The sequence below is a fragment of the Shimia gijangensis genome, assembly GCF_900142085.1.
In the GTDB taxonomy this organism is placed as follows: domain Bacteria; phylum Pseudomonadota; class Alphaproteobacteria; order Rhodobacterales; family Rhodobacteraceae; genus Shimia; species Shimia gijangensis.
This window is the reverse complement of sequence record NZ_FQZQ01000020.1, coordinates 34,502-61,224: the sequence shown is the minus strand read 5'-3', so window position 1 is coordinate 61,224 and position 26,723 is coordinate 34,502. Positions and strand designations below refer to the sequence as shown.

Genomic DNA, 26,723 nt, shown 5'->3' with positions numbered 1-26,723 from the left:
GGTCAGGACAGAGCTGGGTCATCCGAGGTTCGGGCAAGTTGAGTAAGATCGCCCAAACGCTCTGATTGTTGCCCATCGGCGGTAAAGTTATTGGCGGACAGCCACACATCATACGCGGCCGACAATGACGGCCAGTCCTTATCTATGGCTGCAAACCAGGCTGTATCCCGGTTACGCCCCTTAACCACCACGTGCTGACGGAACACACCTTCAAAGCTAAGGCCAAGGCGTTGAGCGGCGCGGCGGGACGGCTTGTTCAATGCATCGCATTTCCACTCAAACCGGCGATACCCGGCTTGGAAGGCCCATTTCATCATCAGTACGAAGGCTTCGGTAGACGCCCGAGTGCCCTGCAAGTGAGGCGATAGGTTGATGTGGCCAATCTCGATGGACCCTGCGTCTGGTCTTATGCGCAAATATGAGGCCACGCCGCCCCAAGCCCCGGTTGCTTTGTCTTGGATCGCATAAAAAAACGGATCACCCTGCCCGGCCACGCTTTTGACCCAGCGATGATAGGCCGCTGCAGAATGAAACGGACCATAAGGCATGTAATCCCACACCGCATCATGACTTTCATAAGCGCGAAACAACAAGGCTGCGTGCTTCTCGGCGCTCAGTGGTTCAAGCCGTGCATATGCCCCTTCAAGGACCTCACCAGAAGGCGCTGGCGGCGGGCTCCAGTTTTCGAGCACTGGCCCAAGAGGGCGGGGATCAGTCATTTCAAGGCTCCTGTCGCTGTGCCATTAGATTTGCACAAAGGCCTGCATCCGCCAAGCCCCTGAATTCACAGCGGTTCGCAAATGAAAAGGCCGCCCGAAAAGGCGGCCTTTGTGATGAAATGTTTGACAGGCTAGTCCTGTGGAATCACCCGCAGACCCAGCTCCATCAATTGATCCGACATCGGATCGGAAGGCGCGTTCATCATCAGGTCTTCGGCACGTTGGCTCATTGGGAACATGACCACTTCGCGCAGGTTCTGCTGATCGGCCAGAAGCATCACAATACGGTCAACGCCTGCGGCACAGCCACCGTGGGGCGGCGCACCGTATTTGAACGCGTTGACCATACCGCCAAAGCGCTTGCGAACTTCGTCTTCGCCGTAACCAGCCAGTTCAAAGGCTTTGAACATGATCTCGGGCTGGTGGTTGCGGATCGCGCCGGACACCAACTCATAGCCGTTACAAGCCAAGTCATACTGCCAACCGCGCACGGCCAATGGGTCGCCATTCAGCGCCTCCATGCCGCCCTGAGGCATTGAGAATGGGTTGTGATCAAAGTCCAGCTTGCCGGTTTCGTCATCCATTTCAAAGATCGGGAAGTCGACGATCCAAGCGAATGCAAAACGGTCTTCGTCGATCAGTTTGAGTTCTTTGCCGATCACGTCGCGGGCACGGCCTGCAACGCCTTCGAACGCTTTGGGTTTGCCGCCAAGGAAGAAGGCGGCATCACCAACACCCAGACCCAGTTGTTGACGGATGGCTTCGGTGCGCTCGGGGCCAATATTTTTGGCCAGAGGACCAGCCGCTTCCATGCCACCTTCGACTTCGCCGGATTTCAGCATGGCTTGGGCTTCTTTGACTTTGATGCCCAGTTCTTGCGCCACGGAATCCGCAGTTTTATCGCGCCAGAAGATATAGCCCATGCCGGGCAGACCTTGCTCTTGAGCGAATTTGTTCATGCGGTCGCAGAATTTGCGACCCCCACCAGTTGGGGCGGGAATGGCGCGCACTTCGGTGCCTTCCTGTTCCAGCAATTTGGCGAAGATGGCAAAGCCGGAGCCTGCGAAATGCTCGGAGACAACCTGCATCTTGATCGGGTTGCGCAGGTCGGGCTTGTCCGTGCCGTACCATTTGGCGGAATCCGCATAGGAAATCTGCGCCCAGTTAGTATCGACTTTACGACCGCCTCCAAACTCTTCGAACACGCCTTGCAGGACCGGCTGGATCGTGTCGAACACGTCCTGCTGGGTGACAAAGGACATCTCGAGGTCGAGTTGGTAGAAATCGGTGGGCGAACGGTCGGCGCGTGGATCTTCGTCGCGGAAGCACGGCGCGATCTGGAAGTATTTGTCAAAACCCGCGACCATCATCAGCTGTTTGAACTGCTGAGGGGCCTGCGGCAGGGCGTAGAACTTGCCCGGGTGCAATCGCGAAGGCACGAGGAAATCGCGCGCACCTTCAGGCGAAGACGCTGTGATGATCGGCGTCTGATACTCGCGAAAATCCAGATCCCACATGCGTTTGCGCATCGACATCACAACGTCCGAGCGCAGTTTCATATTGCCTTGCATCACCTCGCGACGCAGATCGAGAAAGCGGTATTTCAGACGGGTTTCTTCAGGGTATTCCTGATCGCCGAACACCATCAGCGGCAGCTCGTCCGCGGCACCCAGCACTTCGAGATCACGCACGAAGACTTCGACTTCGCCGGTTGGAATTTTGCTATTCACGAGATCTTCGTCACGCGCCTTGACGTTGCCGTCGATGCGAATGCACCATTCAGAGCGGACCTTTTCCATCTCGGCGAAAACCGGGCTATCGGGGTCGCACAGCACTTGGGTCATGCCGTAGTGGTCGCGAAGATCGATGAACAGGATGCCGCCGTGGTCACGGACGCGGTGGACCCAGCCCGAAAGGCGCACGGTGTCGCCGACGTTGGATTTGTTCAGTTCTGCGCAAGTGTGGCTGCGAAAGGCGTGCATGGTTGCTCCCTCGGACGGGTGAAGAGTAAAGTCGCGCCGATACACCTTTTGTAGCGGGCAAAGTCAAGGGAACTTGGGTCGGTTTAGGCCTGATTGGACCTAAAAAGGGCGTGTGACGTTGCCGGAATAGAAATAGATGCCCAAACCGGCCAAAAAGATCAGGTTTCCGGCGATGCCATGCAGGACGACCGCCAGCGGGAAGTTCTGTTGTTTTTCATAGGCCCAGGCAAACACCAGACCGCCCGCAAAGGTCATCGCTGCGACGATCCAGCTCCAGTACATTAAATGCGCCATGGAAAAAATTGCGGCATTCAAAACCAGTGCTGCCTGCCCGCTGGGTAAAATTTCCCCGTAACGGCGAAAGAACAGAGGGCGAAATACGATCTCTTGCGGCAAAGCGGAGACCAGCGGATAGAGCGTAAAGATCATCAACATCAGACGAGGGTCACGTTTGAGGATGTTGAACATCTGATCTGGAGCAAAAATCAGGATCACGACAAGACACAGCGCCAACATCATCGCCGTGAATTTTAACACCATCCACCAGTTGATTTTACGCCAGCCATAACGCAGATCACGCCAGTGGAATCCATCTGTCGCATGCAACAAAATCAATCCTATCGCAGTCAAAGCGAAAAGGGCGGAGAACATCACGGTCGCTGGCAAGAAAGCCGCAATTGCCAGGGGCGCTCCGACAAAGAAAAGCAAGAATTCACTCCACAGTCTCGTGGATGAGGCCGGAGCAACGATTTTTTGAAGCGGCATGGTTAGCTTTCGATCAAGCGCGCAGGGATCAGACCACGCAAGGAATTTCCGACATGTAAGGTTTTTACGGCGCGGAGCAAGGCAAGGTCGATCACAGCTTCGCGGGCAGTGCCGTTTTCAATCAGGATTTCACGCAGGATACCTGGAAGCACACCGCTGGCGAGAGGCGGAGTAAGCATGTCTCCGTTTTCCAGTGTCACAAACAGATTGGTGATGGTGCCCTCGCAGACATCGTCGTGGTTGTTCAGAAAGATAACCTCGTCGATGCCATCGGGCAAAGCTGCGCGGGTTCGGTCATAAATCGCGCGCTGGGTTGTCTTATGGGCCAGCCATGGGTCTTCAGCAACAAGGCGATCAGCCGCGATGCAAAGCGTCCAAACCCCGGTGACAGGTTCCATTGGGGCGGTCGTGAAATCAAATCCGTCTTTGCCCAGAGACAGGCGGCAGCGTAAAGGAGCTTCGCCCGAAACTTGGATCGCACGCCGCGAGGTGGTCGCATCAAAGTCAAAGCCCAGTTTGTCTGCAGACCGAGCCATGCGTGCGAGATGCCGATCAAGTCGGGCAAATCCATCGTCCGGCGACCAGCCAAAGGTTTCAATCAGGCGGGTTCCGGCAGGGATTGGGCCGCGAAACGAGCTTTCCATAGTGCTTCCTCGTATTCCGATGAGGCTGTGCTGTCCCAGACGACACCGCCACCCACATTCAGCGTGGCGGAAACACCTTCGAGCATCAGCGTTCGGATCGCCACGTTAAATTCGGATGATCCATCAGGGGCAGCCCAACCGATGGTGCCACAATAGATGTCACGCGCCCAAGGTTCCAGATCGTGCAGGATTTCCATAGCACGCAGTTTGGGCGCGCCGGTGATCGAGCCACAGGGGAACAACGCCCGAAAAATGTCGCTAAGGCCGGTGTGGTCCTGCAACTCAGCCGCTACCAGTGAGACCATCTGGTGCACGGTGGCATATGTTTCGACTTTGAACAGTTCGGGCACATGCACGCTGCCGGGTTTGGCGACGCGGGAAATGTCGTTGCGCAAAAGGTCGACGATCATCAGGTTTTCAGCACGGTTCTTTTCGTCTTGCGACAGCCATTGCTTGCGACGTGCATCCTCGACGGGATCATCGGCGCGGGGTTGCGTGCCTTTCATCGGACGCGTTTCGATCCGGCCATCGGCACTGGTGCGAAAGAACAACTCGGGCGAGCGACTCAGCATCGTGGGCAGGTCATTCTGGCAGACCATAACACCATGACCGACAGGCTGGCGCTCAGACAAGGCCGCGTAAAGGGCCGCAGGGTCGCCAGAAAACGACGCATCCATCGGGAATGTCAGGTTCGCCTGATAGATATCCCCTGCCCCAATCAGGGAATGTACTTGGGCAAAAGCCTGAGAATAACGGGTCGCATCCCATCGGGGTACAAACATACCAAGATCAAAAGTCGCGTCTGGCAAGGCTTGCGCGGCCTCGGGACCCTCAAATACACCAAAGCACATCAACGGTAGACCTGCGGCCTCAGGCAGACGATGCTGCAGGCGTGCCTCGAACGCAAACCCAAGTTCATAAGAAGCATATCCGGCCAGCCAGAACCCATCAGCGCGGGCCTGATCCAATGCGGACAGCGCGGAAGGCACGTCAGACAACGTTTCAGCCACGATCAGACGAAGCGCGGCGCGAAATTGCGTCGCACCTCCGTCCGGTCCGCGATCAAAACGAATCTCCAAAACAGCCTCCTTGCGCCACGCTGCGCCCGATATAGCCTCCAAACCGAGAAAAAACAGATTGGAAAGCGGCAATTTGTGTCATCTAACCGATCCCCCTTGCACCTTGCCCCGCGATAGTTATAACCCACGACAATTTGCGATTTCGGGCGACTCCTCTGCTGATGCGGCTCGCCCCAACACCCGAGGTCTGCCATGCCCAAAAGAACCGACATCCAATCTATCATGATTATCGGGGCTGGCCCCATTGTTATTGGTCAGGCCTGCGAGTTCGACTATTCCGGCGCGCAAGCCTGTAAAGCACTTCGCGAAGAAGGCTACCGCGTGGTTTTGGTAAACTCGAACCCGGCAACGATCATGACAGACCCCGGCCTGGCGGACGCAACCTACATCGAACCGATCACTCCTGATGTGGTTGCTAAGATCATCGAGAAAGAACGCCCCGATGCGCTGTTACCAACTATGGGCGGTCAGACGGGATTGAACACGTCGCTCGCACTTGAGGAAATGGGCGTCCTTGAAAAGTTCGGCGTGGAAATGATTGGCGCGGACCGCAAAGCCATTGAGATGGCCGAAGACCGCAAACTGTTCCGCGAAGCCATGGACCGTCTTGGTATCGAAAACCCACGGGCGGCGATTGTGACCGCGCCGAAAAAAGACAACGGCGAAGATGACCTTGAAGAAGGTGTGCGTCTGGCGCTGGAAGAGTTGGAAGACATTGGCCTGCCCGCGATCATCCGCCCAGCGTTCACCATGGGAGGCACCGGGGGCGGTGTCGCCTATAACCGCGAAGATTACATGCACTTCTGCCGCACCGGGATGGATGCCAGTCCTGTGAACCAAATCCTCGTCGATGAAAGCCTGTTGGGCTGGAAAGAATTCGAAATGGAAGTGGTGCGCGACAAAGCGGACAACGCCATTATCGTCTGTTCCATCGAAAACGTTGATCCCATGGGCGTGCACACAGGCGATTCAATCACTGTGGCCCCTGCCCTGACTCTGACCGACAAAGAATACCAGATTATGCGTAACCATTCGATCGCGGTTCTGCGCGAGATTGGCGTGGAAACTGGTGGATCGAACGTGCAGTGGGCTGTGAATCCAGCGGACGGTCGCATGGTGGTGATCGAGATGAACCCACGGGTGTCACGCTCGTCCGCGCTGGCTTCTAAGGCCACAGGGTTCCCTATTGCCAAGATCGCTGCAAAACTGGCCGTGGGCTTTACGCTCGACGAGTTGGATAATGACATCACCAAGGTGACACCGGCATCTTTCGAGCCAACAATCGACTATGTGGTCACCAAAATTCCGAAATTTGCCTTTGAAAAATTCCCTGGATCGGAACCCTATCTGACCACGGCGATGAAATCCGTGGGCGAGGCCATGTCCATTGGTCGGACCATCCATGAGAGCTTGCAAAAAGCGCTGGCATCGATGGAATCAGGCCTGACTGGATTTGACGAGATCGAGATCGAAGGCGCACCAGGCAAAGCCGCCGTGATCAAGGCCATCAGTCAGACAACCCCAGACCGGATGCGCACTATTGCGCAAGCCATGCGTCATGGTCTGACCAATGAAGAAATCCACCACACCACCATGTTTGACCCGTGGTTCCTGGATCGAATCCGCGAGATTGTCGACACAGAAGCTTATGTGCGTGAAAACGGCCTACCATCAGATGAACGTGGTCTTCGCAAGCTGAAGATGATGGGCTTTACCGATGCCCGACTGGCCATTCTGACCGGCTACAGCGAACGTGACATTCGCAACAAGCGCGTGAACGCCGGCGTCACCGCAGTTTTCAAACGCATCGACACCTGTGCGGCCGAGTTCGAAGCGCAAACACCTTACATGTATTCGACCTACGAAGCCCCGATGATGGGCGACGTCGAATGCGAGGCCCGCCCAAGTGACAAGAAAAAGGTCGTTATCTTAGGCGGCGGTCCAAACCGGATTGGTCAGGGGATCGAGTTTGACTATTGCTGCTGCCACGCCTGCTATGCGCTGACGGACGCGGGTTACGAAACCATCATGGTCAACTGTAACCCCGAAACAGTTTCAACAGACTATGACACCTCGGATCGCTTGTATTTTGAACCGCTGACGTTCGAGCACGTGATGGAAATTCTCCGGGTTGAGCAAGAAAACGGTACCCTTCACGGCGTGATCGTACAATTCGGTGGGCAAACCCCGCTGAAGTTGGCTAACTCGCTTGAAGCTGAGGGCATTCCGATCCTTGGCACCACACCGGACGCGATTGATCTGGCCGAAGACCGCGAGCGGTTCCAGGCGCTGGTGAATGAGCTGAACCTGAAACAACCCCTGAACGGCATCGCCTCCACCGACACGCAAGCTCTTGAAATTGCATCTGATATTGGCTTCCCTCTGGTCATCCGCCCGTCCTATGTTCTGGGTGGTCGCGCGATGGAAATCGTGCGCGACATGGCACAGCTGGAACGCTATATCGCCGAGGCCGTGGTGGTCTCTGGTGACAGCCCCGTTCTCTTGGACAGCTACCTGTCCGGCGCGGTTGAGCTGGACGTGGATGCGCTTTGCGATGGCAAGAACGTGCATATCGCGGGCATCATGCAGCATATCGAAGAGGCGGGAGTACACTCGGGCGACAGCGCCTGTTCGTTACCACCCTACTCGCTGAGCGCAGACATGATTGATCGCATCAAGGCGCAGTCAGTCTCATTGGCGCTGGCGCTGAACGTGGTCGGCCTCATGAACGTACAATTCGCGATCAAGGACGACGAGATTTACCTGATTGAGGTGAACCCACGCGCCTCGCGGACCGTGCCATTTGTCGCCAAAGCCACGGACTCGGCCATTGCCGCTATCGCGGCCCGTCTGATGGCCGGTGAGCCATTGACAAACTTCCCCGCGCGCGCGCCCTATGAAGAAGGTGCCGACATTTCAACACCGCAACCAATCGCAGACCAGATGACGCTCGCAGATCCAATTATGCCGTGGTTCTCGGTCAAGGAAGCGGTCATGCCATTCGACCGCTTCCCCGGTGTGGACACCATTCTGGGCCCTGAAATGCGATCGACCGGAGAAGTCATGGGTTGGGACCGCTCGTTCGCGCGCGCCTTCCTCAAGGCACAGTTGGGCGCAGGGATGATCCTGCCCACGACAGGCAAAGCTTTCGTGTCGATCAAGGACGCCGACAAGACTGAACAGATGGTCGAAGCAGCCAATATCCTGATCGAACTGGGCTTTAGCATCGTGGCCACCATGGGCACGGCCACGTGGTTGACCGAAAAAGGTGTCGCCTGCGAGCGTGTGAACAAGGTCTATGAGGGACGCCCGAACATCGTGGACCGTTTGAAAAACGGAGATATCTCTTTGGTGATGAACACCACCGAAGGGGCACAGGCCGTAAACGACAGCCGCGAAATCCGCTCGGTCGCGTTGATGGACAAGATCCCTTATTTCACCACTGCCGCCGCCAGCCATGCCGCCGCTCGTGCGATGAAAGCGCGTGAAGAAGGTGAGATCGAAGTACGGTCGTTGCAGGGATAATTCACTCTGACAGGAAACTAATAAGAGCCCGGCTTTAGTCCGGGCTCTTATCGTGATCTCAGATCAATTCGCTTTCTGGTTCAACGTGAACCGCGACATGGGCTCCCGGCAGCGCTTCGGTGACTGCCTTTTCTATCCGATCACATATATCGTGGGCGGCCCCAACGGCCATATCTTTTGGCACAACCAAGTGCATTTCGACAAACACGACAGAAGCCGAGCGGCGCGCGCGCAGGTCATGCACCTGCAATGCTCCATCAGAAGAAGTGTCAACCGCCGACTGAATGGCCTGCAATTCGTCATCATTCACTGACGCATCCATCAGCCCGTCCACAGACTCAGACAAAACCTTCCACCCTTCCCGAAGAATGTTCAACGCCACCAGAATGGCGAGAATTGGGTCAAGAATGAGCCAGCCGGTCGCAAGGGCTAGAAACAGCCCAATGACAACCCCAGCAGAGGTCAGAACGTCTGTGAAAATATGCCTGGCACTGGCCACAAGTGCGGGAGAACGGTTGGCGCGACCGACGCGCAACAGCATCATCGCCCATGTTCCGTTCACAATGGCGGCGATCAAGTTGACAACGATCCCCAAGGTCGGCGTGTCCAACAGTGTGGGGTTGGGCAAAGCCGAGATCGCTTCGCGCATCACCAGAAAAGCCGCCAGCAGAATCATCGCCCCTTCGGCAACGGCGGAAAGGTATTCAGCTTTGCTGTGCCCAAACGGATGGCGGGCATCGGCGGGCTTGGCAGACAGGCGCACGGCGTAAAAGGCAATAATTGCCGCTACGATGTTCACAATGGATTCCAAAGCGTCCGACAACAGCGCCACGGACCCGGTCCATTGCCACGCCAAAAGTTTGAGAAAGAACACAATAATCGCCACCGGGATCGACCAAAGCGCAAATCTGTGTGGCATGGGGGCTCCGATACTCAAGAATACGTTCCACAGTGATACCCGCAAGCCCCGGTTTCTTCAAATTCCAACGGGGTTGAATGTTGTCTTCACGAAAAAATGCGGGGTTCTTGACCTAAGTCGGGTTTTCCTGCTTTGGGCCATGCTAAACGTGGCCCAAATATCATGGAGACACACATGAAAACCGTTGCGATCACCCTGGTCCTTTGCTTTGTGGCACCGATGGCCTTCGCCAAACCAACCACCTGCCGGTCGTGGCAAGGCATGGAAGTGCCTTATCTGGGGGATGTCACCCTTGAAACGCTCGGCGGAGCGCAACTTGATCGTGCCGGGCGGCCAATCATTCTGTTGAACCCTGACATGCTGAATACGTTTTCTCCACTCGCACGTGAGTTTTGGCTGGCCCATACCTGTGGCCATCATGCGTTAACGCCTCAGTACAATAACGAAGAAGAAGCTGACTGTTTCGCCATGCGCAGTCTGGGCAAAAAAAAGATCCGCGCGGATGAAAAGTGGGAATCTTTGTTCGAGGAATTGCATGCCCTGCCAAACGGATCTTGGCCCGAGCATCAGCCCGATACCGCGCGGATTGAGGCTTTGCGAAACTGCGAAGTCCCTGATTAACAAGGGGGCGGAAACCGCCCCCTTACTACATAAAGTGTTGTTATTATTACACTTTTTGCTGAGTGTACTTCTTCAACTCTTTGCGGGCAACTTGGCGGCGGTGCACGGCATCCGGACCATCAGCAAGACGCAGTGTCCGAACCTGCGTCCATGCAATCGCCAGCGGAGTGTCCTGCGACACTCCAGTTCCGCCGAACATCTGTACCGCCTCGTCAATCACCTCAAGCGCAATATTCGGGGCAATCACTTTGATCTGGCTGATCCACGGCGCCGCAGCGCGAGCATCGCCCTGATCCATAATCCACGCGGTCTTAAGGCACAAAAGCCGCGCTTGTTCGATCTTCATTCGGCAATTGGCAATGATGTCATAGTTCGCACCCAAGTGGGCAATCGGCTTGCCAAAGGCTTCGCGGTTCAGGGCACGTTTACACATTTGCTCAAGCGCGGATTCCGCCTGACCAATGGCGCGCATGCAGTGATGGATGCGACCAGGTCCAAGACGCCCCTGCGCGATCTCAAATCCTCGGCCTTCGCCCAGAAGGATGTTTTCCTTGGGCACGCGCACGCTTGTGAACCGGATATGCATGTGCCCGTGCGGCGCGTCATCGTGACCATAGACTTTCATTGGGCGCAGAATCTCAATCCCGGGTGTATCCGCAGGCACCACAATCATCGATTGGCGATTGTAGGTCGGGGTTTCGTCGCCACCGGTTTTCACCATCACGATGTACACTTTACAGCGCGGATCTCCTGCACCGGACGACCAGTATTTCTCGCCGCTCATGACGTACTCGTCACCGTCCAGCACACAAGGCATTTCAATGTTGGTGGCGTCCGAACTCGCCACGTCCGGTTCGGTCATCAAATAAGCCGAGCGAATATCACCGTTCAACAACGGTTTCAGCCATTTTTCTTTCAACGCGTCCGAGCTATAGCGCTCAAACACTTCCATGTTGCCTGTATCCGGCGCGGCACAGTTAAAGACCTCGGCACCCAGGGGTGTTTTGCCCATCTCTTCCGCGAAATAGGCATATTCCACGGTGGTCAGTCCAAAGCCTTTGTCGCTGTCGGTCAGCCAGAAATTCCACAACCCGCGCTCACGCGCCTTGGCCTTCAGCCCCTCAAGGATTTCGGCCTGACGCTCGGTGTAGGTCCAGCGGTCACCTTTATCGATCTCGTCGTGATACTCGTCTTCCAAAGGCATAATCTCATCATGGATCATCTCTTTGACCCGATCCAAAAGCTCTTCGTTCTCCGGGCGCAGTCCCAGTTCCATAGCTTTTCTCCTCATCCACAGTTTGAAATCAGCATGACCTACTACTCGGTATGTTGTCTATGCCGGGCACAGAAAGTGACGCAGGGTCGCTATCCTTCTGTACGACTTTGCCGCTATCTTTCGGGTTTGGATTTGATTTCAAAAACAGGCAGAAAAACCTGTGAAAAGTGCGATTGGGGTCTTGCGCCCATCTCCAACCCGCATTAATTAGCCCCTCAGAGTTGGGATGTGGCCTAGCGGTAGGGCAACTGTTTTTGGTACAGTAGATCGTAGGTTCGAATCCTACCATCCCAGCCAAATACTCCGTAAAATTGAGACGCTGACCGCCTTGAGGGCTATTGTGTGGCGTTTTCAGGAGGTTAGGTGTGTGTAATTCTCACAGAGACCAGGCCTGCTACGAGATTTAGCCCAAATATGGCCCCAGTCTCAGTTTGGAATTTCCGCGGTGACAGTTTGGAGATTCAGGTGTCTGGCTGACTTACAATTTGGCGAACTGTTCTTGTTGTTCTGCCCAGATGGCTGAAAAGCCCGTTTTGACCAAATAATCGGAAGTAAGCCCCATGGGCTGCTTGCCTATTGCGATGACATCCAGGCTTTCTGGCGCAAGCAAAGCGAGCTCGATGACAGCCTGGATTCGACGCTTTGAAGTGCCATCAGCGTCTGCAATCTCGGTGAAGGTTTTACCTTCTGTGATCATTGCCAACCAACTTTTAGCTTTGACAATGTTCTGGATCAGGGTCTTGTCAATCTCTACGGGCGCCACCCCGAGATGAAGTTTCAGCTCAACACCCCTGCGCCGCATCTGGAACGGCGCCTTGATCGTAAGCGCTTCAAAGACGATCTTATCCGCCGGAATCCCGAGGAGACTGACCAGAGCTTCCGCACCCAGGCGAACGCGCAATGATCCAGGTGCGAGATCAACCCGCTCAATGAGGCCGATGACTTGATGAGGTTTGCAGACTTCCTGAAGCGAACCGTTGACAGCAACAAGCTCTGTAGCTGACAGATCTACTGTCATCAGAGCAGCGGCACCCTTGCGGCCGAGATGCTGGTTAACAACATCAACCAGCAGGCCTTCTAGCTGCTCTGCAGGCAATCGCCAGGCATCGGGGTGCTTCTTACTGCGTTCCACCACTAGGCGGCGGGAGATGTAATAGCGCAGGCGTTTGCCGTTTTTCTGACTATGGCTGGGTGTAAGACGGTCGCCGGTTTCATCATAAAGCTTGCCTGCTAGAGGTGAGCGCGTTGCGCGTTGTTTGGTGCCACGCGTTTTAAGGGCGACATCTTTCAGCATGCCTTGTGTCTGTTCCCAAACCTCAGGGTCAATGATCGCCGGATGCTGGCCTTCGTATACATTCCCCTTATGTCGGATGCGTCCTGCATAGATCGGGTTTGTCAAAATATGATGGATGTGGCCCCGGTCAAACAGGCCACCGCCTGTGACGCGACCATCCGGTCGCTCACGACGTCGGGTCCTGAGTTTAAGTCCTTCGGCCTTTTCCTTTACGATCCGGATGGAGCGGTGCTCGAGATAAAGATCATAAAGCGCGCGAACAGTTTCGGCCTCAGCCTCGTCAATTTGCAGTGTTCTGCCATTTGGCTGGTAGCCAAGCGGGACATGACCGCCCATCCACAGCCCCCTCTTCTTGGAGGCCGCTATCTTGTCCCGAATGCGTTCTGCCGTGACCTCTCGCTCAAACTGGGCGAAGCTCAAAAGCACATTGAGTGTCAGCCTTCCCATACTGGTGGCGGTATTGAACGATTGGGTGACAGAGACAAAGGACGCCTCCGCTGCGTCCAACCGATCAACCAGCTTTGCAAAGTCTGCCAGAGAGCGCGTCAACCTGTCGATCTTGTAGACGACAATCTGGTCAACCTGCTTGGCATCGATATCCTGCATCAGCCTTTGCAGTGCCGGGCGTTCAAGATGGCCGCCCGAGATGCCGCCATCATCATAGCGATCTGGCAGCAACTCCCATCCTTCATGCTTCTGGCTGGCAATATAGGCTTCACAAGCTTCGCGTTGCGCATCCAGCGAGTTGAAGTCCTGTTCCAGCCCGTCCTCGGTGCTCTTGCGAGTGTATATGGCGCAGCGAACCCGGCGCATCAGGTCAGCCCAAAGAAACGCGGGCCTGACCAGTGGGCCCCGGTGATACGTCGGGCAATCGCCGAGAGGGACCGGTAGGTTTTGCCGTCCATGACATAGCCCTTGCCCTTTACCTCAACCTGATAGGTGCGCCCGTTCCATTCCCGGATCAGGTGGGAGCCGGGCTTTGTTGTTCCGGCTGGCGCTTTGCCTGCCGCAATCTGCTTGAGGACCCGATCTGTTTTGACCGGCACCCCTCCAAGCAGGCGACATTGCAGATCCCAGATCAGGATACGCCTCATCAACCGGGGTGACAGGTGTTTAGGTGGTGGCCGTCCGAAGGCTTCCTGCCAGAGTTCTAGATGGCCAGCGCGCTCCAGCCCGTTGATATTTGAGCTACCGGCCGCAAGCGTCTCGGATGCGGGAAACTTCATGTCACAGCCTCCGTCGGCACAATGCGATACACAGGGCCCCTTGGCGTCTCGCTGCGTTCGATGATTTCGCCGAGCTTGCGCAGGCCAGAGATCGCTGCGCGCGCCGTATGGGGCTGCCAACCAAAGGCCCTCTGGATTTGTACGATTGTGGCGCCACTCTTGCGGGTCAGCAGCTTGCGTAACTGAACTGGGCGGGTGGTATTGGCCACCTGAGCCTTCGCGAAGGCAGATGCTGGTGGCTTTAGCCGCTGGGGTGCAGTTTCTTGGGTCATGTCTTTCTCCACTCATATGGCACCGGACTTTCCCGCGCCTTGTACTGAGTGGGGCCCGGAGGTCCGGGCGGAGAAACTCGCGCGCGCCCTTCAGGGGCATCGCAATGACAGTACCGCTCTGTTTGACTGGCTAGTCCAGTGAAATTTGTCAAAGTCACCCTTTAGGTTCAAATCGAGAGCCCGCAACCGCCGTTGTCGAACACAGCTTAGTTGCCGGGTTTGACTGCTAACGGCCCAGACCAGACCTTCGACTCACCCTCATGATGCTGCGACGCAGCCCGTCAGACCGGCCGTTCGCTGCAACTGCAAATTCTGCGAAGGTCGGATTCACACTACGCGGGACTTTCCAGACCTTCTTACAAACCTGCCCAGTTGGCGCTTTCGGCCCAATCCTGCCTTTCACCGGGAACGATGGCGCTGCAATGCAGCTTCACCAAACCAGCCATTCGTGCATCTTGCAGCATCTCCGCGGGGCGGATGACCGCGATGCGGACGAAGCTGCCTGCCGCTGCAATCGAAAACACGTGTGGCGCTTAGTCTGGTAGGCCAGCTTGGCGCAATCCAGACGCGAGGAGCCCCCAGTCTTCGGGATTGCGCCACATCGCTCTGAAACCCCCGGCGAGTTCCGCGATAGTGTTAGCGCCCGCCGCTATGCCACGACTTTCAAGCTCAGCTCTGCGGCGTTGAACAAAGGACACCAATGCAGTTTCAGCCTCACCTTGCCGTTCGGAATGCGCATACGCTGCAACGAGAATCGCACCTGCCAAAGAATTTAAATGCGCCTCACCGATCAGTTTTCCAACAGAATCCTCATACCGGCCAAGGAAAAAATACACCTGCCCAAGAATCCAATCCAGAGACGGGGGATGGAGCGGATCAAGCCGCATTGCTTCGATGACAACTTCATGTGCTTTTTCATGACGAGACAGCAGCAAGAACCCATAACCGCACCACGCCATGGACTCTGCTTCGTTAACGATGCGCGACAAAGTCTTTTCGAACTGCACATTTGCTTCGTCCCACAATTGGGCGCTCAAATAGGCATATCCAAGTTGGTCCTGAATATAGACATCGTTGTTGTCCAGCGCGGCCCCTTTCCGGGCAATGTCCAACGCGAATTTAGGCACTGACACATTAACTCGACGATCAGCTTTGCGACGGATAGTTGTGGTTGAATGATAAAGATATCTTACGCACGCCACCGCTTTCCACCGACAATAATTCAACGGGCCGTCTGGCTCTACTTTCGCTTTCCGCTGAGCTTTCGGGACGTCGAGGAAATGCTGGCAGAACGAGGGATCGATGTCAGCTATGAAACGATCCGCCGATGGATTTTAAAATTCGGTCCGGCGATTTCCGCTAACGTCAGATCCCGCAGAGTTCAACCTTCAGGAACCTGGCATCTTGATGAGGTCTTTGTTCGCATTGGTGGCAAACGAACCTATTTGTGGCGAGCCGTAGACGATGAAGGAGAGGTTCTTGAAGTCCTCGCTCAATCTCGCCGAAACAAGCGTTCAGCCCTTAAACTTATGCGAAAACTCCTGAAAAAGCAGGGGTACATTCCGGATATGATTGTCACCGACAAGTTGGGTTCATATTCTGCGGCACTTCGGGATCTTGGCCTGAAGCATCTTCATGTCACAGGCGGTCGATTGAACAATCGGGCGGAAGTTTCACATCAACCGACGCGTCGACGAGAACGCCGAATGGGCCGGTTCAAGTCACCCGGATCGATGCAACGGTTTCTGTCCGTCCACGACGCAATCTACAACCAATTCACTCTGCAACGCCATCTGATCTCTCGCTCAACTTTCCGTCAAATGCGTGCTAACGCATTTGCTGAATGGCGTGAGATTGTGGCGACCTAATCTCGGATTGCGGCGGCTTATTTGGTTCGTCTGGGTTAACGTGACAAAGCCGCTTCACGAGATCCTCGGATTTCTTCCACACCGGAGATCGAATGGTTAAATCCTTGACCTTCCCAAATACCAAAGGCTTGGCCAGTCGCGAGGTTGATATTTACGCTCCCGACACCTGATCGATCATAGCGGATCATGTCCCAACCATCACCAGCATCCAGAGTGTCATCACCTTGATGAAGGATAAAACGCTCGTCGCGGCTGCTGCCGGTAATTGAGTCATTGATGCGCGTGCCTTCAATCTCAACGCGGGCCGAGGACCCTATCACAGTGATGGTATCCTGCCCACCAAATCCATCGTTCGATACAGTGCCGGTTGAAAGGTCAACGACAGCCCCCAATGTGGCATTTTCAAAGGTGCTTTCAAAGCCATTGTAACGGAAGCTGATGCGTACAATGCCATCACCACCGATATTGAAAGTGTCGTCGCCATGGCCACCAGACACACCAAGCCATGTGCTGTTGCCATTGCTGACGTTTATACATCATCGTGACTGGTTCCGCCGATCCAACCGCCCTGGCCGCCAGTATTCCAGCCAATTGCGTCATGGAAATCAACCAGCGTGTCCGTCCCGTTCAAGCCCTTGTCAACTTCCGCAATACCATACTCTGCATCAAGATTGACGGTAATACCCGCATCCATGTCTTCGTAAATAATGGTATAGAAACTGGACGAGTCGACCTCGGAAAATACCAACAAATCATTGCCAGACGAGCCGTTGATGATGTCTTCCCAATCATTGGTCAGGGGATCATTGATATCGTTTCCATCTGTACCATCAAGCGTGTCATTGTCCGTAGTGCCTTCGATCAGATTATCGTTCTCAACAGTGGCACCCATCAAGCTTGACCAAGCAATGTTCTGACCCGGCGCAAATGGGCCTGTCGAAGGCGCACCAGTAACCGCTGTGATGGACCCGTCACACTGGTCAAATCAGCCAAAGAGTTCACGGCGGGCAGAGGGTCTCCATCAATCGCAATCACGTGCTCGACCGAAGTACCACCTCCAGTGTCGGACCAAATGTTTAGGATGGTGGTCTGGTTTCCCGAGCCCCATGTAAGTTCGCCGATGTAAAACTCCAGGCCAGAACCTGAACTATCGCCACTTACCGCATTCGCAATCAGTCCCAGCACGTTGGCTGTGATATCAACCACACTAAGCCCACCATCCGAGACGCCGGTCAAAGAGTAAGAAAAGAACGTTTCTGAGTCTTCGGTCACAACCCGAAGTGTGACAGGCTGTCCATCGACCTGTTCGTCGTTGCCCCCAATGTCCTCATAAAAAATCGTAAACCCCGAAAGCGTGAAAATGGTCATGACTGATCCCCCAAATATAATCTTTGTTGATAAGAAAATTTTTTGAATATTCGCCACAGCGTCTGAAACCTAAAAATAAATCAAGTAACTTGCATTTATCTTGTCGTGGCTTAGGTCCGGTCTCTTCCGAGCAATGTTTTCTATGAAGGAGATAAGATATTCAGGCGAGTTTCGACGTTATAAAGGGTTCAGAAGCATCAACACGATGATATGGTGCTCCTGGCTCATACCCAAGAACAACACCACCTAAGCTTGCAATGCTAAGCACTGCACGGCAGTTGAATGCGTGCATTCAATGAGAGTGGCCGCCTAAATGAGTTGAAAGACCGGAATGCAAGCGCGGCAAGACCAATAAGCCTGATTGCGATGGCATGCCGAACAGTTCGATGTTGTAATTCCGACGTTTGAGCTGGTCGTCGCCGCATTTTGTGCGGTTGCGCTCATGTCCTCCAGAACGTCAGGCCGATCGGGGATGCTACTGCGTTGGCCAATGCGTGACGACGGACAGCAACTGCAATCGGCCTGCTTTGTCATTCATCTGACGATTTGGGGTCGCGTTGCGGATATGTTTGAACCCCGGCCCGGATAGCAGGTTCCGGACCGGGTATTTTTGTCAGACTTAGTCACCCATCATCAGGGCATCGACTTCTTGCAGAGTGACATATTGCTTTTCCTGCGTGCCGGTTTCGGTGAAGCTCCAGACAACGGCAGGGGCGGAAACGTCACCATTGGCGTCAAACCGCACGTTGCCAGTTGCGCCTTGATACATCACCGATCCACCTGCGGTGAGCGCCTCGCGAGCTGCGGCAAAACCTGCGGCGTCTGCTGAAACTGGGGTTCCAGCTGGGTCAGTCACGCGGCTGACACTTGCGGCAATTTCGGCACCGGTGGCATCTTTGCCAGCGGCTTCCATCGCCAACAAGGCAATCATGGTCGCATCATAGCTGTTGGACAGGCCCGGGCCATTGGGTTCGGACTCAAACCGTTCCTTATAGCTCGCCACAAACGCATCAGCCGAAGCCACGCGCGGTGAGGCCGTGTCAGTGCCAAGTGCGTTGCCCAGATACTGCAGGCCGACATTGTCGCGGAACTCGTCTGATTTCAGCGAATTGGCCATAACCATGTTCTGCGTACCACCCAAGGACAACCATTCGCGAACAACCGATGCGCCTTCATTGGGATACAGCGCCATATAGATGGCTTCGGGCTGGCCACCGAGCGCTTCGGTCACTTCGGCGCGATAGGATGGCTGGCCATCATTTATCGCAACAGAGGCGGTCACTGTGATGCCCATATCGACCAGATCTTCGGCGATCAGTTTGGAAATGTCCTGACCCCAGTCGTCGTTCTTGTAAAGAATCGCGATCGAGCCATAGCCCTGATCTTTGGCAACCTTGGCACCAACGGCGGCCTGAACGCCAGAGGTGGCGAAGGTGCGGAACCACAGACCATTGGTGCCGCCTTCTTCGGCCAACGTTGTGAAGGCCCCGGACGACGAGCAGCACGAGAATTGCGCGACACCCGCAGGCACGGTAACTGATGTCAGGATCGGCATCGATACACCGCTGGACACCGCACCGATCAAAACCTGAACGCCATCCAGATCAACCAGAGCTTTGGCAGCGTCTACACCGACTTTGGGATCAACCTGACTGTCCCGCAGAACCATTTCGATCTCGCAGCCCTGAACGCCACCGGCTTCGTTGACTTGCTCAACTGCAAACCCTGCTGTTTCAGCGATCGGGCGGCCCCAGTCGACAGAGGTCGGCAGGACCGTTCCGATCTTGGTGGTGCAATCGCTGGCCATGGCCGCGCTGCCAAAAGCGCTGACTGTCAGGCCAAGCGCCAGTCCAGTAATATGTTTCGATCCCATTTTCATTTTCAAACTCCCTGTTTTTTTGTTGCACCGGGTTTCCCCGATTGTGAGACGACAAGCCGCTCGGGGAACAGGCCCTGGGGCCTCCAGAGCAACATGCCGACAATGACGGACCCGATCAGGATGTACTGGATCGATCCGGTGTAAAGCTGGGCTTCGATGGGGGCAAATCGGGACAACGACCAGCCGCTGGCAGTCCAGGCGCCCCAAATCAGGAATGCACCCAGCACCGCGCCACGATTATTGCCCGCCCCGCCGACGATCAGCATGGCCCAGATTTGGAACGTCAGCGTGGGCAGCACATCCTGCGGGCTGACGAACGCATAGAATGTGGCATAAAGCCCGCCGGAAAGCCCCATGATCACTGATCCGGTGATGAAGGCTGTAAGTCGCACACGGGAGGGAGCTTTGCCCAGAGACCGGGCCGCGCCTTCGTCCTCGCGGATGGCGCGCAACAGCCGCCCGAACGGCGAGCTGACAAGATGCTGCAAAAACTGATAAACCGCGATCAGGGCAGCAACCACAAAGGCCAAAAAGGCCGCGTTATAGGCCAACCCTCCGCCGAACGCGTCGCGCAGAGGCTGTTCAAAGCCGCGAATACCCTTGGCTCCTCCAGACAACCACTCCGCATTGCGCATGATATTTTCAAAAGTTACGGCAATGCCAAAGGTCGCAATGGCCAGATAATCATGGCGCAATCGCAGGGTCAGTATACCGACCACCCAGGCCAGCAAACCGGCGACCACCATGCCGCCGATGAGGGCCGCCGGGTAGAACAGATTGAACCCACCGAACTGGTCTGGCTGGGCCGCGCTGCCAAGGATCAACGTGCCATAGGCCCCTGCCCCAAAGAACGCGACAACACCGCCATTGAACAGGCCTGTATTGCCCCATTGCAAGTTCAGCCCCAGCACAGCGATGGCCAGAATGGAGGCAACAGTGGTGAAGAACACCGCGTATGAAAGGAGACCGATCATGTTTGCTCTTCTCCGAATAACCCGTTGGGGCGGATCAACAAAACCGCGAGGATAATCAGAAATGGCATCGACGGGCTATAGCCCGACGGCAGGATCGCCAAGGCCAGACTGGCCGAAATTCCGACGATGAACCCGCCTAGGACGGCGCCATAAATGCTGCCGATGCCACCAACGATGGTGGCCGCAAAAATCGGCAAGACCAGATCGCGGCCGATCATTGGGCTGATCTGATTGGACAGCCCATAGAAGATCCCCGCCACAGCAGCCAATCCGCCGCCCACAAGCCAGACCAGCGCGATCATATGGCTTAGCCGGATGCCATTGACCTGTGCCAGCGTCGGGTTTTCGGCGACGGCACGCAGGGAATAGCCCAGCGTTGTCCGCGATAGCACGAAATGCATGATCAGCATGATCAACAGCGCTGCCACCAAAGTGAACACCTGATCGGGTTTGACCAAAAGCAACGGGTCACGGCTTAGGACAACGGCAAAGACAATGTCCTTGGAATAAAGATGTGTTCCCAGCCCAAAGATCAGCCCGACCACGTTACGAATGATCATCGCCACCCCAAATGAGGCAAAGACCATCGACAACTCAGACCCCTTTTCGCGCACTCGCTTGAACACCAACCGATCGATCAACAGTGCCGAAAGCCCCGTGATGACCAGCGAAAAGACAACCGACAGCGCCAGCGCCCATGTCATCGACAACGGACCGATGGCCGCCGTAAGGGGCGGCATCATGGCCGAAAAAAGCGCATCAAACACCAGCGCCGAATAGGCACCGATCGACAGCAACTCAGCATGGCTGAAATTGGCAAAGCGCAACATATGCATGACCATGGTCAACCCGACCGCCCCCAACGACAGGACCGACCCAACAAGCACACCATCAACAAGGTTCTGGATCATGATGCCCTCATCCGTTTGGCACCGAGATAAATCTCGCCCACTATGGGATCGTTCAACATATCTGCTGCCGACCCATCAACCTGATTGCACCCTTCGGCAAGAATGTAGCAATGGTCGGCCATGCGCAGAGCCTGATTGACGTTTTGCTCCACCAGCAGGATCGTCACGCCCTGATCAGTCAGCCCGCGGGCGCATTCCAGAACTTCCTGAGCGGCCTTAGGAGAAAGCCCGGCAGAGGGCTCATCCATCAGGATCAGCTTTGGGGCCGTGGCCAACGCCATGGCGACCGCCAAAAACTGTCGCTGCCCACCGGACAGGGCCCCGGCCTTGTCATTGCGTTTGTCGGCCAACACAGGAAAACGGGCGTAAAGATCGTCCAGTCGCGCAGGCGCATCACGCCCGACTTTGCGCAAGGCCAGATCAAGGTTCTGGCGGATTGTCAGCGTGCGGAAAATGTTATCCATCTGCGGCACATAAGAAATCCCCTGTCCGGTCAACAGATCGGGGCGCATGTGCGTGATGTCTCGATCACCATGGGTGATCGTTCCGGCGCTGACCGGGAGCAGTCCGGCTATGGCCTTAATCAATGTGGATTTTCCGGCTCCATTAGGCCCAATGATCACTGTCACGGCTTCGCGCCGGGCCTGCATGCTCACGTCTTTGAGGATTGGCAAGTCGGGCACATACCCAGCGACTACGTTATTAGCCGTTAGTGCAATATCAACCATGGGCCATCGCCCCCAGATAAGCGTCAAGCAACACCGGATCGGCCTGCGCCTGCGCCGCAGTGCCTTCAAAGACTTTACGCCCTTCAGCCAGAGCAATCACCGGATCGCAGTGTTGCATCACAAAGTCCATGTCGTGTTCGATGATGACAAAAGTCTTTCCCTGCCGGTTCAACTCTTCGATTTTACCGATCAGGATGCCGGTCAGAGTTGGGTTCACACCTGCGGCAGGTTCATCCAGCAGGATCAGCTCAGGATCCCCCATCAGCACCCTTGCCAGTTCCAAAAGCTTCATCTGCCCACCCGAGATTTGCCCGGCGGGGTGGTCCGCCAGCGGGGCCAGCGTGACAAAATCCAGCACCTCAAGCGCACGCGCACGAATACGGGCCTCTTCGTCGTGCACACGGGCTCGGCGCAGAAAAGGCCCGACAATGCGTTCGCCGGTCTGGTTCAGCGGCGCCAGCATGACGTTTTCCAGCACCGACATCCGCGAGAAAGGACGTGGGATTTGGAAGGTTCGGCCCAGACCTGCAGAAAACAACTGATCGGGCCGCTGGCGGGTCACGTCCTGACCGTTCAGCATAATCTGCCCCGCCGTTGGGGCGAGCATGCCTGTCAGCAGGTTGAAACAGGTGGACTTACCCGCACCATTGGGGCCGATTAACCCGGTGATTGAGCCCTTTTGGATCGTCAGAGACAGATCATCGACCGCACGAAACGGACCAAAATCCCGGCTGAGCCCTCGGGTCTGAAGGATCGGCTCAGTCATTCGCGTTGCCAAGAATTTGATCATCGGGACGGGTGTTCAGGTTGTACTTCATGATCCGCCCATGCCGCCCTGTGCGGTCGCGCTCCAAACCATAAACCAGACCGTCTGGCCCATCGGACTGCGCCAGAACCGCGCCGATACGGTCATAATCCTCTCGGTCCAGCGAAACGTTGAACACATCCAGCGTTTTGGGCAGATGACTGGCATAACGCGCGCCAACGATGGCTGCGGCGACTTGCGGCTGATCCAGCACCCAGCGGCTGGCGATGGTTGCGATGGACACACCATGACGATCGCCCACGTCCTTTAGCGCACCAAGCAGCAACTGAAACCTGTCCCACGGGCCAAATTCGTCAATGATCAAACGGTATTTTACCAAAGACCGGTTTTCAAACTCAAACCCCGGATCAGGTTTGCCAAACCAGTTGTCAGTCAGGAACCCCCCCGCGAGCGTGCCATAGCAGACAAGCTGCATATTGTGATCGCTGGCCCATTCGCTCAGCCCGTTGGCCGGGCGACGGTCCAGAACGGAATACTGCACCTGCGTTGAAGCGACATCAAAGCCCGCCTCAACAAAGGGGGCGATTTCTGCCCGATCCCAGTTGTTAACACCTAGGTTGGCAATTTTACCTTTGTCTTGGCAACGCTTCAACACCTCAAGCGATGCCACTGCGTTGCCGATGGACAAATCCCACCAAAAGAACTGCACCAGATCAAGCTGTTCGACCTGAAGCCGCTTGAGTGAGCGGTCGACAATGGCCTCAACCTCATCAGCGCGTAGATCAGGCAGGCGACTCAGATCAGGCACCAGTTTGGTATGCACGCAAACCTTGTTCGCAACCGAAGCCCCCCGGCGGCGGCGAACATCACCGATAAAGTCGCCAATCATTTCCTCGACACCTGTGTAGATATCGGCACAATCATAGGTGGTGATTCCAGCGTCTAGAAACGCTTCCATGTCGCGGATGGCAGCCTCGCGTTCGACTGGGCCATGATCGCCTGCCAGTTGCCAGCAGCCCTTGATCACCCGAGAGATGGTATGTCCGGGGCGAACATCACAAGTTTCAACTTTTGTCATGTATTGTCATCCCGTTGCCAGTAAGGCGTGCCACGATTTTCAGGCAAACCCGTTGTTTCTGCATGGGAAAACCAGCGCCTGTCGGTACGTGTTACCCGAAACCTCCCCCCACAATGGGGATCGGGGCAAGCAACCTCAGCATCGCTGGACATCCAGTCGTACTCGGCCGTTTCGCGTTGTTTGGCGGGCAACAAAGGCAACAATGCAGCAAGCGCGTACATGGAGACTTTGGTGCCTTGCGCAAACACGAGCGCTTCGCCCTCAACCTGAAAGCTTTCCCCTTCGATATGACGGCACACGGGTGCGCGCTCATCCAGCACGGTTTCGACCTTTAGATCGTAGAGCCAGAACCCCTTGTCGTTATCTTGCATAAGTCTCCTCGGCGGGTTGAAGGTCGCCGCACTGTGATCTGTGATATTTTATCGTATGTATGATACATATGCCTTGTCAATCAGACTCCTGCGGCTAATGTCGTGGCAGAAAAATCTGGAATAGAAACCCACATGACCGGCCCGAAAATTGCAAAAATTGAACAATCAAAACTGCGTGAAAACGTCTATTTCGCGTTGCGGGATGCCTTCACACGCGGCGAGTTTGCTCCGGGCGATACGGTGAACCTGCGCGGGCTGGCCGATCAGCTGGGAACTTCAATGACCCCGGTGCGCGAAGCCGTGCGCCGCTTGGTGGCTGAGGGTGCGTTGATCGACACGCCAAGCCGTACCTTGCAAGTGCCACCTTTTGACAAGAACCGGATGCAGGACCTCAAGGCCGCGCGACTTGCGTTGGAAGGGATCATTTTGGATCAGGCGATGCACCGGATGGACGGTGAAACTCTGACACAGATGGAAGATATCCTGAAAAAACCCTCATTGGCAGACAGCCCGCTTCCGGATTTACAGCAGAACTATGACTTTCATTTTACGCTATACCGCAAAAGTGGGTCGGATGTATTGTTGCCATTGGTTGAGGCGCTTTGGCTGCAGTACGGGGCCTATTTGAACCTGATCATCCATCAACAGGAGGCCTCCGAGGTGGAAGAGCACGAACATCACTATCAGCTTATCGAAGCGTTGCGACAGGAAGACCGCGAAGCGGCCTTTGCTGCACTGACTGCTGATATTGAACGGAGTTTCCGCATCATGGTTCCCGGCGCATCCGATGGGGGCGCCGTATGAACGCCCGTCCAGAGCATTACCGGCTTGGCGACAGGCTTGAGATCACCCGGGTAATCACCGGCCTTTGGCAGGTGGCGGACATCGAAAAAAATGGCGACATCATCGATCCGGAAAAGGGCGCGGATGCGTTGCAGGAATACGTCCGTGCCGGGTTCAGCACTTTTGACATGGCCGACCACTACGGCACATCCGAGATCATCACAGGCCAATTGCTGGGGCGCTACGACAACAAGGGCACTCGCCCGATAGCCTTTACAAAATGGTGCCCCGCACCGGGCCCGATGACATCAGAGGTGGTGCGCGCGGGCGTCATGGATCGGCTGGATCGGCTTGGTGTGGCACGGGTGGATTTGCTGCAATTTCATTGGTGGAGCTTTGAACATCCGGCGTGGCTCGACGCGTTGCACGAACTGGAGAAACTGCGCCAGGAGGGGCTGATCGGAGAGATCGGCGTGACCAATTTCGACGCGGCGCATTTACATCTGGCGCTTGCGGATGGCGTACCTTTGCGAACCAATCAGGTACCATTTTCGCTGCTCGATCGACGCGCGGCAGGGCCATTGGCTGAGTTGTGCTCGGCAAGCCCGGTGCGTCTGCTGGGTTATGGCACACTTTGCGGCGGGTTCCTGTCAGAACGCTGGCTGGGACAGCCGGAACCGGACGAAATCAGCGACTGGTCCAAAATGAAGTACAAGCGGTTCATCGACACTGCTGGCGGCTGGGCGCCATATCAGGGCATTCTGACCGCCGCGAACGAGATTGCACGCAAGCACGATATGTCAATTGCCAATGTGGCGACCCGGTGGGTTCTGGAACAGACCGGCGTGGCCGGGGTGATCATTGGCGCACGTCTGGGCGAAAGCGAACATATGGCGGACAATGCGCGACTGTTTTCCTTTGCTCTGGACAATGAGGATCACGAGCGCCTGGACGCTGCCTTTGCCACAACCAATCCGTTGCCCGGTGATTGCGGCGATGAATATCGCAAGCCGCCGTTTCTGACCGCTTCGGGCGACTTGAGCCATCATTTGGATACGATGCCACTGGCCTGTGAAAAGACCGCCGTGCCACATCGGGATGGCGCGACGCGGGTTATGTCGGGATCAGAATGGGAAGACATCGCAGGCTATTGCCGCGCTCAGAAGATCGGAGATCGCATCCTCGTCTCAGGCACAACCGCAACCGCAGGGACAGACCGGGCTGTGGCATCCCAAGATGCCGGTGCCCAGACCACATATATCATCGACAAAATCCTGGCAGCGCTTTCCGCGCTTGGCGCAGATGCCAAAGACGTGGTGCGCACGCGAATTTATTTAACGGACGCAGACGATGTATTGGCAGTTTCCAAAGCGCACGGTCGTATTTTTGGTGCCATCAAACCCGCCAACACGTTGGTTGTGGTCGCGCAATTGATCGGGGATTACAAAGTCGAGATTGAAGCAGAGGCAATTTTGCGCTGACTTTCCAAAAACTGTTGCCCGTGGTCGATCGTGTCGACGAAACTGCGATCATGCGGGCAACAGGTGCTTTCATATCTGATAGTTACCTGGAGTTGCCTCTTTAAGTGCTGTCTGAAGGTTTGCTTGCCCATATTCACATCAGAAACACCATTGAAGCTCACGGGGAAACGCCGGACAGGCCTCCGTTTCACGCT

Annotated in this window: 27 protein-coding genes and 1 tRNA gene; 6 read left to right on the top strand and 22 right to left on the bottom strand. The window is 55.7% G+C overall.

The features are described from left to right. Positions 1-2: 2 nt before the first annotated feature. The 5 genes from BUC32_RS15865 to BUC32_RS15845 all read right to left on the bottom strand — a co-directional run bounded on the left by BUC32_RS15865 (position 3) and on the right by BUC32_RS15845 (position 5,189). On the bottom strand, positions 3-719 hold the full coding sequence (locus tag BUC32_RS15865; RefSeq protein WP_073255089.1) for a GNAT family N-acetyltransferase: 717 nt from the start codon (positions 717-719) through the stop codon (positions 3-5). Positions 720-850: 131 nt separating this feature from the next. Further along, the gene (aspS, locus tag BUC32_RS15860; RefSeq protein ID WP_073255086.1) at positions 851-2,701 is read right to left on the bottom strand and encodes an aspartate--tRNA ligase; all 1,851 of its coding nucleotides are present in this window, start codon (positions 2,699-2,701) and stop codon (positions 851-853) included. A gap of 99 nt (positions 2,702-2,800) precedes the next feature. Next, positions 2,801-3,352, bottom strand: coding sequence for a CPBP family intramembrane glutamic endopeptidase (locus BUC32_RS15855; protein ID WP_245815195.1), 552 nt, complete (start codon positions 3,350-3,352; stop codon positions 2,801-2,803). Positions 3,353-3,468: 116 nt separating this feature from the next. Next, complete coding sequence (locus tag BUC32_RS15850; protein WP_073255080.1) at positions 3,469-4,110, bottom strand: aminotransferase class IV family protein; 642 nt, start codon at positions 4,108-4,110, stop codon at positions 3,469-3,471. Then, the gene (locus BUC32_RS15845; protein ID WP_073255157.1) at positions 4,065-5,189 is read right to left on the bottom strand and encodes an aminodeoxychorismate synthase component I; all 1,125 of its coding nucleotides are present in this window, start codon (positions 5,187-5,189) and stop codon (positions 4,065-4,067) included. Before BUC32_RS15845 ends, BUC32_RS15850 begins: the two co-directional genes overlap by 46 nt. 192 nt (positions 5,190-5,381) lie before the next feature. On the opposite strand from BUC32_RS15845, the gene carB reads away from it, so the two are divergent. Next, positions 5,382-8,714: a carbamoyl-phosphate synthase large subunit gene (gene carB / locus BUC32_RS15840; RefSeq protein ID WP_073255077.1), complete on the top strand. Its 3,333-nt coding sequence runs from the start codon at positions 5,382-5,384 to the stop codon at positions 8,712-8,714. 58 nt (positions 8,715-8,772) lie between these two features. Here carB and BUC32_RS15835 read toward each other — a convergent pair whose 3' ends face one another. Next, positions 8,773-9,633, bottom strand: a complete 861-nt coding sequence (locus BUC32_RS15835; protein WP_073255074.1) for a cation diffusion facilitator family transporter — start codon at positions 9,631-9,633, stop codon at positions 8,773-8,775. Between the two features lie 174 nt (positions 9,634-9,807). On the opposite strand from BUC32_RS15835, the gene BUC32_RS15830 reads away from it, so the two are divergent. Continuing rightward, the gene (locus BUC32_RS15830) at positions 9,808-10,254 is read left to right on the top strand and encodes a hypothetical protein (RefSeq protein WP_139280754.1); all 447 of its coding nucleotides are present in this window, start codon (positions 9,808-9,810) and stop codon (positions 10,252-10,254) included. A gap of 46 nt (positions 10,255-10,300) precedes the next feature. On the opposite strand, the gene BUC32_RS15825 is transcribed toward BUC32_RS15830, so the two are convergent. Then, complete coding sequence (locus tag BUC32_RS15825; protein ID WP_073255068.1) at positions 10,301-11,530, bottom strand: acyl-CoA dehydrogenase family protein; 1,230 nt, start codon at positions 11,528-11,530, stop codon at positions 10,301-10,303. A gap of 222 nt (positions 11,531-11,752) precedes the next feature. Between BUC32_RS15825 and BUC32_RS15820 the strand changes: the two genes are divergently transcribed. After that, positions 11,753-11,827: transfer RNA gene (locus BUC32_RS15820), tRNA-Gln, on the top strand. Between the two features lie 181 nt (positions 11,828-12,008). Here BUC32_RS15820 and BUC32_RS15815 read toward each other — a convergent pair. The 5 genes from BUC32_RS15815 to BUC32_RS15800 form a co-directional block, all read right to left on the bottom strand. Next, positions 12,009-13,637, bottom strand: coding sequence for a recombinase family protein (locus BUC32_RS15815; protein ID WP_073255065.1), 1,629 nt, complete (start codon positions 13,635-13,637; stop codon positions 12,009-12,011). Further along, a complete protein-coding gene (locus BUC32_RS15810) occupies positions 13,637-14,050 on the bottom strand; it encodes a DUF2924 domain-containing protein (RefSeq protein WP_073255061.1) in 414 nt (137 codons plus the stop codon). Before BUC32_RS15810 ends, BUC32_RS15815 begins: the two co-directional genes overlap by 1 nt. After that, positions 14,047-14,322 carry a DUF3489 domain-containing protein gene (locus BUC32_RS15805; protein WP_073255058.1) on the bottom strand — a complete coding sequence of 92 codons (276 nt, stop codon included), beginning with the start codon at positions 14,320-14,322 and terminating at the stop codon, positions 14,047-14,049. Before BUC32_RS15805 ends, BUC32_RS15810 begins: the two co-directional genes overlap by 4 nt. 356 nt (positions 14,323-14,678) lie before the next feature. Then, positions 14,679-14,846: a hypothetical protein gene (locus BUC32_RS20690; RefSeq protein WP_175556953.1), complete on the bottom strand. Its 168-nt coding sequence runs from the start codon at positions 14,844-14,846 to the stop codon at positions 14,679-14,681. Positions 14,847-14,855: 9 nt separating this feature from the next. Beyond that, entirely contained in the window at positions 14,856-15,455 is a 600-nt protein-coding gene (locus BUC32_RS15800; protein WP_139280753.1) for a tetratricopeptide repeat protein, read from the bottom strand. A gap of 42 nt (positions 15,456-15,497) precedes the next feature. On the opposite strand from BUC32_RS15800, the gene BUC32_RS15795 reads away from it, so the two are divergent. Then, positions 15,498-16,190, top strand: coding sequence for an IS6 family transposase (locus BUC32_RS15795; protein ID WP_073255052.1), 693 nt, complete (start codon positions 15,498-15,500; stop codon positions 16,188-16,190). 35 nt (positions 16,191-16,225) lie between these two features. On the opposite strand, the gene BUC32_RS15790 is transcribed toward BUC32_RS15795, so the two are convergent. The 10 genes from BUC32_RS15790 to BUC32_RS15740 all read right to left on the bottom strand — a co-directional run bounded on the left by BUC32_RS15790 (position 16,226) and on the right by BUC32_RS15740 (position 24,265). Beyond that, positions 16,226-16,687: a hypothetical protein gene (locus BUC32_RS15790; protein WP_073255049.1), complete on the bottom strand. Its 462-nt coding sequence runs from the start codon at positions 16,685-16,687 to the stop codon at positions 16,226-16,228. Between the two features lie 32 nt (positions 16,688-16,719). Then, a complete protein-coding gene (locus BUC32_RS15785) occupies positions 16,720-17,082 on the bottom strand; it encodes a hypothetical protein (RefSeq protein WP_073255046.1) in 363 nt (120 codons plus the stop codon). Beyond that, positions 17,082-17,558 carry a hypothetical protein gene (locus tag BUC32_RS15780; protein ID WP_073255043.1) on the bottom strand — a complete coding sequence of 159 codons (477 nt, stop codon included), beginning with the start codon at positions 17,556-17,558 and terminating at the stop codon, positions 17,082-17,084. Before BUC32_RS15780 ends, BUC32_RS15785 begins: the two co-directional genes overlap by 1 nt. A 619-nt stretch (positions 17,559-18,177) precedes the next feature. Continuing rightward, positions 18,178-19,437 carry an ABC transporter substrate-binding protein gene (locus BUC32_RS15770; protein ID WP_073255037.1) on the bottom strand — a complete coding sequence of 420 codons (1,260 nt, stop codon included), beginning with the start codon at positions 19,435-19,437 and terminating at the stop codon, positions 18,178-18,180. Between the two features lie 2 nt (positions 19,438-19,439). Beyond that, a complete protein-coding gene (locus BUC32_RS15765) occupies positions 19,440-20,411 on the bottom strand; it encodes a branched-chain amino acid ABC transporter permease (protein ID WP_073255035.1) in 972 nt (323 codons plus the stop codon). Next, positions 20,408-21,322: a branched-chain amino acid ABC transporter permease gene (locus tag BUC32_RS15760; RefSeq protein WP_073255032.1), complete on the bottom strand. Its 915-nt coding sequence runs from the start codon at positions 21,320-21,322 to the stop codon at positions 20,408-20,410. Before BUC32_RS15760 ends, BUC32_RS15765 begins: the two co-directional genes overlap by 4 nt. Beyond that, a complete protein-coding gene (locus BUC32_RS15755; RefSeq protein WP_073255030.1) occupies positions 21,319-22,050 on the bottom strand; it encodes an ABC transporter ATP-binding protein in 732 nt (243 codons plus the stop codon). Before BUC32_RS15755 ends, BUC32_RS15760 begins: the two co-directional genes overlap by 4 nt. Beyond that, positions 22,043-22,816, bottom strand: coding sequence for an ABC transporter ATP-binding protein (locus tag BUC32_RS15750; protein ID WP_073255028.1), 774 nt, complete (start codon positions 22,814-22,816; stop codon positions 22,043-22,045). Before BUC32_RS15750 ends, BUC32_RS15755 begins: the two co-directional genes overlap by 8 nt. Continuing rightward, positions 22,809-23,894 carry an aldo/keto reductase gene (locus BUC32_RS15745; RefSeq protein ID WP_073255025.1) on the bottom strand — a complete coding sequence of 362 codons (1,086 nt, stop codon included), beginning with the start codon at positions 23,892-23,894 and terminating at the stop codon, positions 22,809-22,811. Before BUC32_RS15745 ends, BUC32_RS15750 begins: the two co-directional genes overlap by 8 nt. Beyond that, complete coding sequence (locus BUC32_RS15740; protein ID WP_073255022.1) at positions 23,891-24,265, bottom strand: TIGR04076 family protein; 375 nt, start codon at positions 24,263-24,265, stop codon at positions 23,891-23,893. Before BUC32_RS15740 ends, BUC32_RS15745 begins: the two co-directional genes overlap by 4 nt. Positions 24,266-24,397: 132 nt before the next feature. On the opposite strand from BUC32_RS15740, the gene BUC32_RS15735 reads away from it, so the two are divergent. Then, on the top strand, positions 24,398-25,069 hold the full coding sequence (locus BUC32_RS15735; protein ID WP_073255019.1) for a GntR family transcriptional regulator: 672 nt from the start codon (positions 24,398-24,400) through the stop codon (positions 25,067-25,069). Beyond that, complete coding sequence (locus tag BUC32_RS15730) at positions 25,066-26,529, top strand: aldo/keto reductase (protein ID WP_073255016.1); 1,464 nt, start codon at positions 25,066-25,068, stop codon at positions 26,527-26,529. The genes BUC32_RS15735 and BUC32_RS15730 overlap by 4 nt, the downstream gene beginning before the upstream one ends. Positions 26,530-26,723 lie beyond the last annotated feature (194 nt).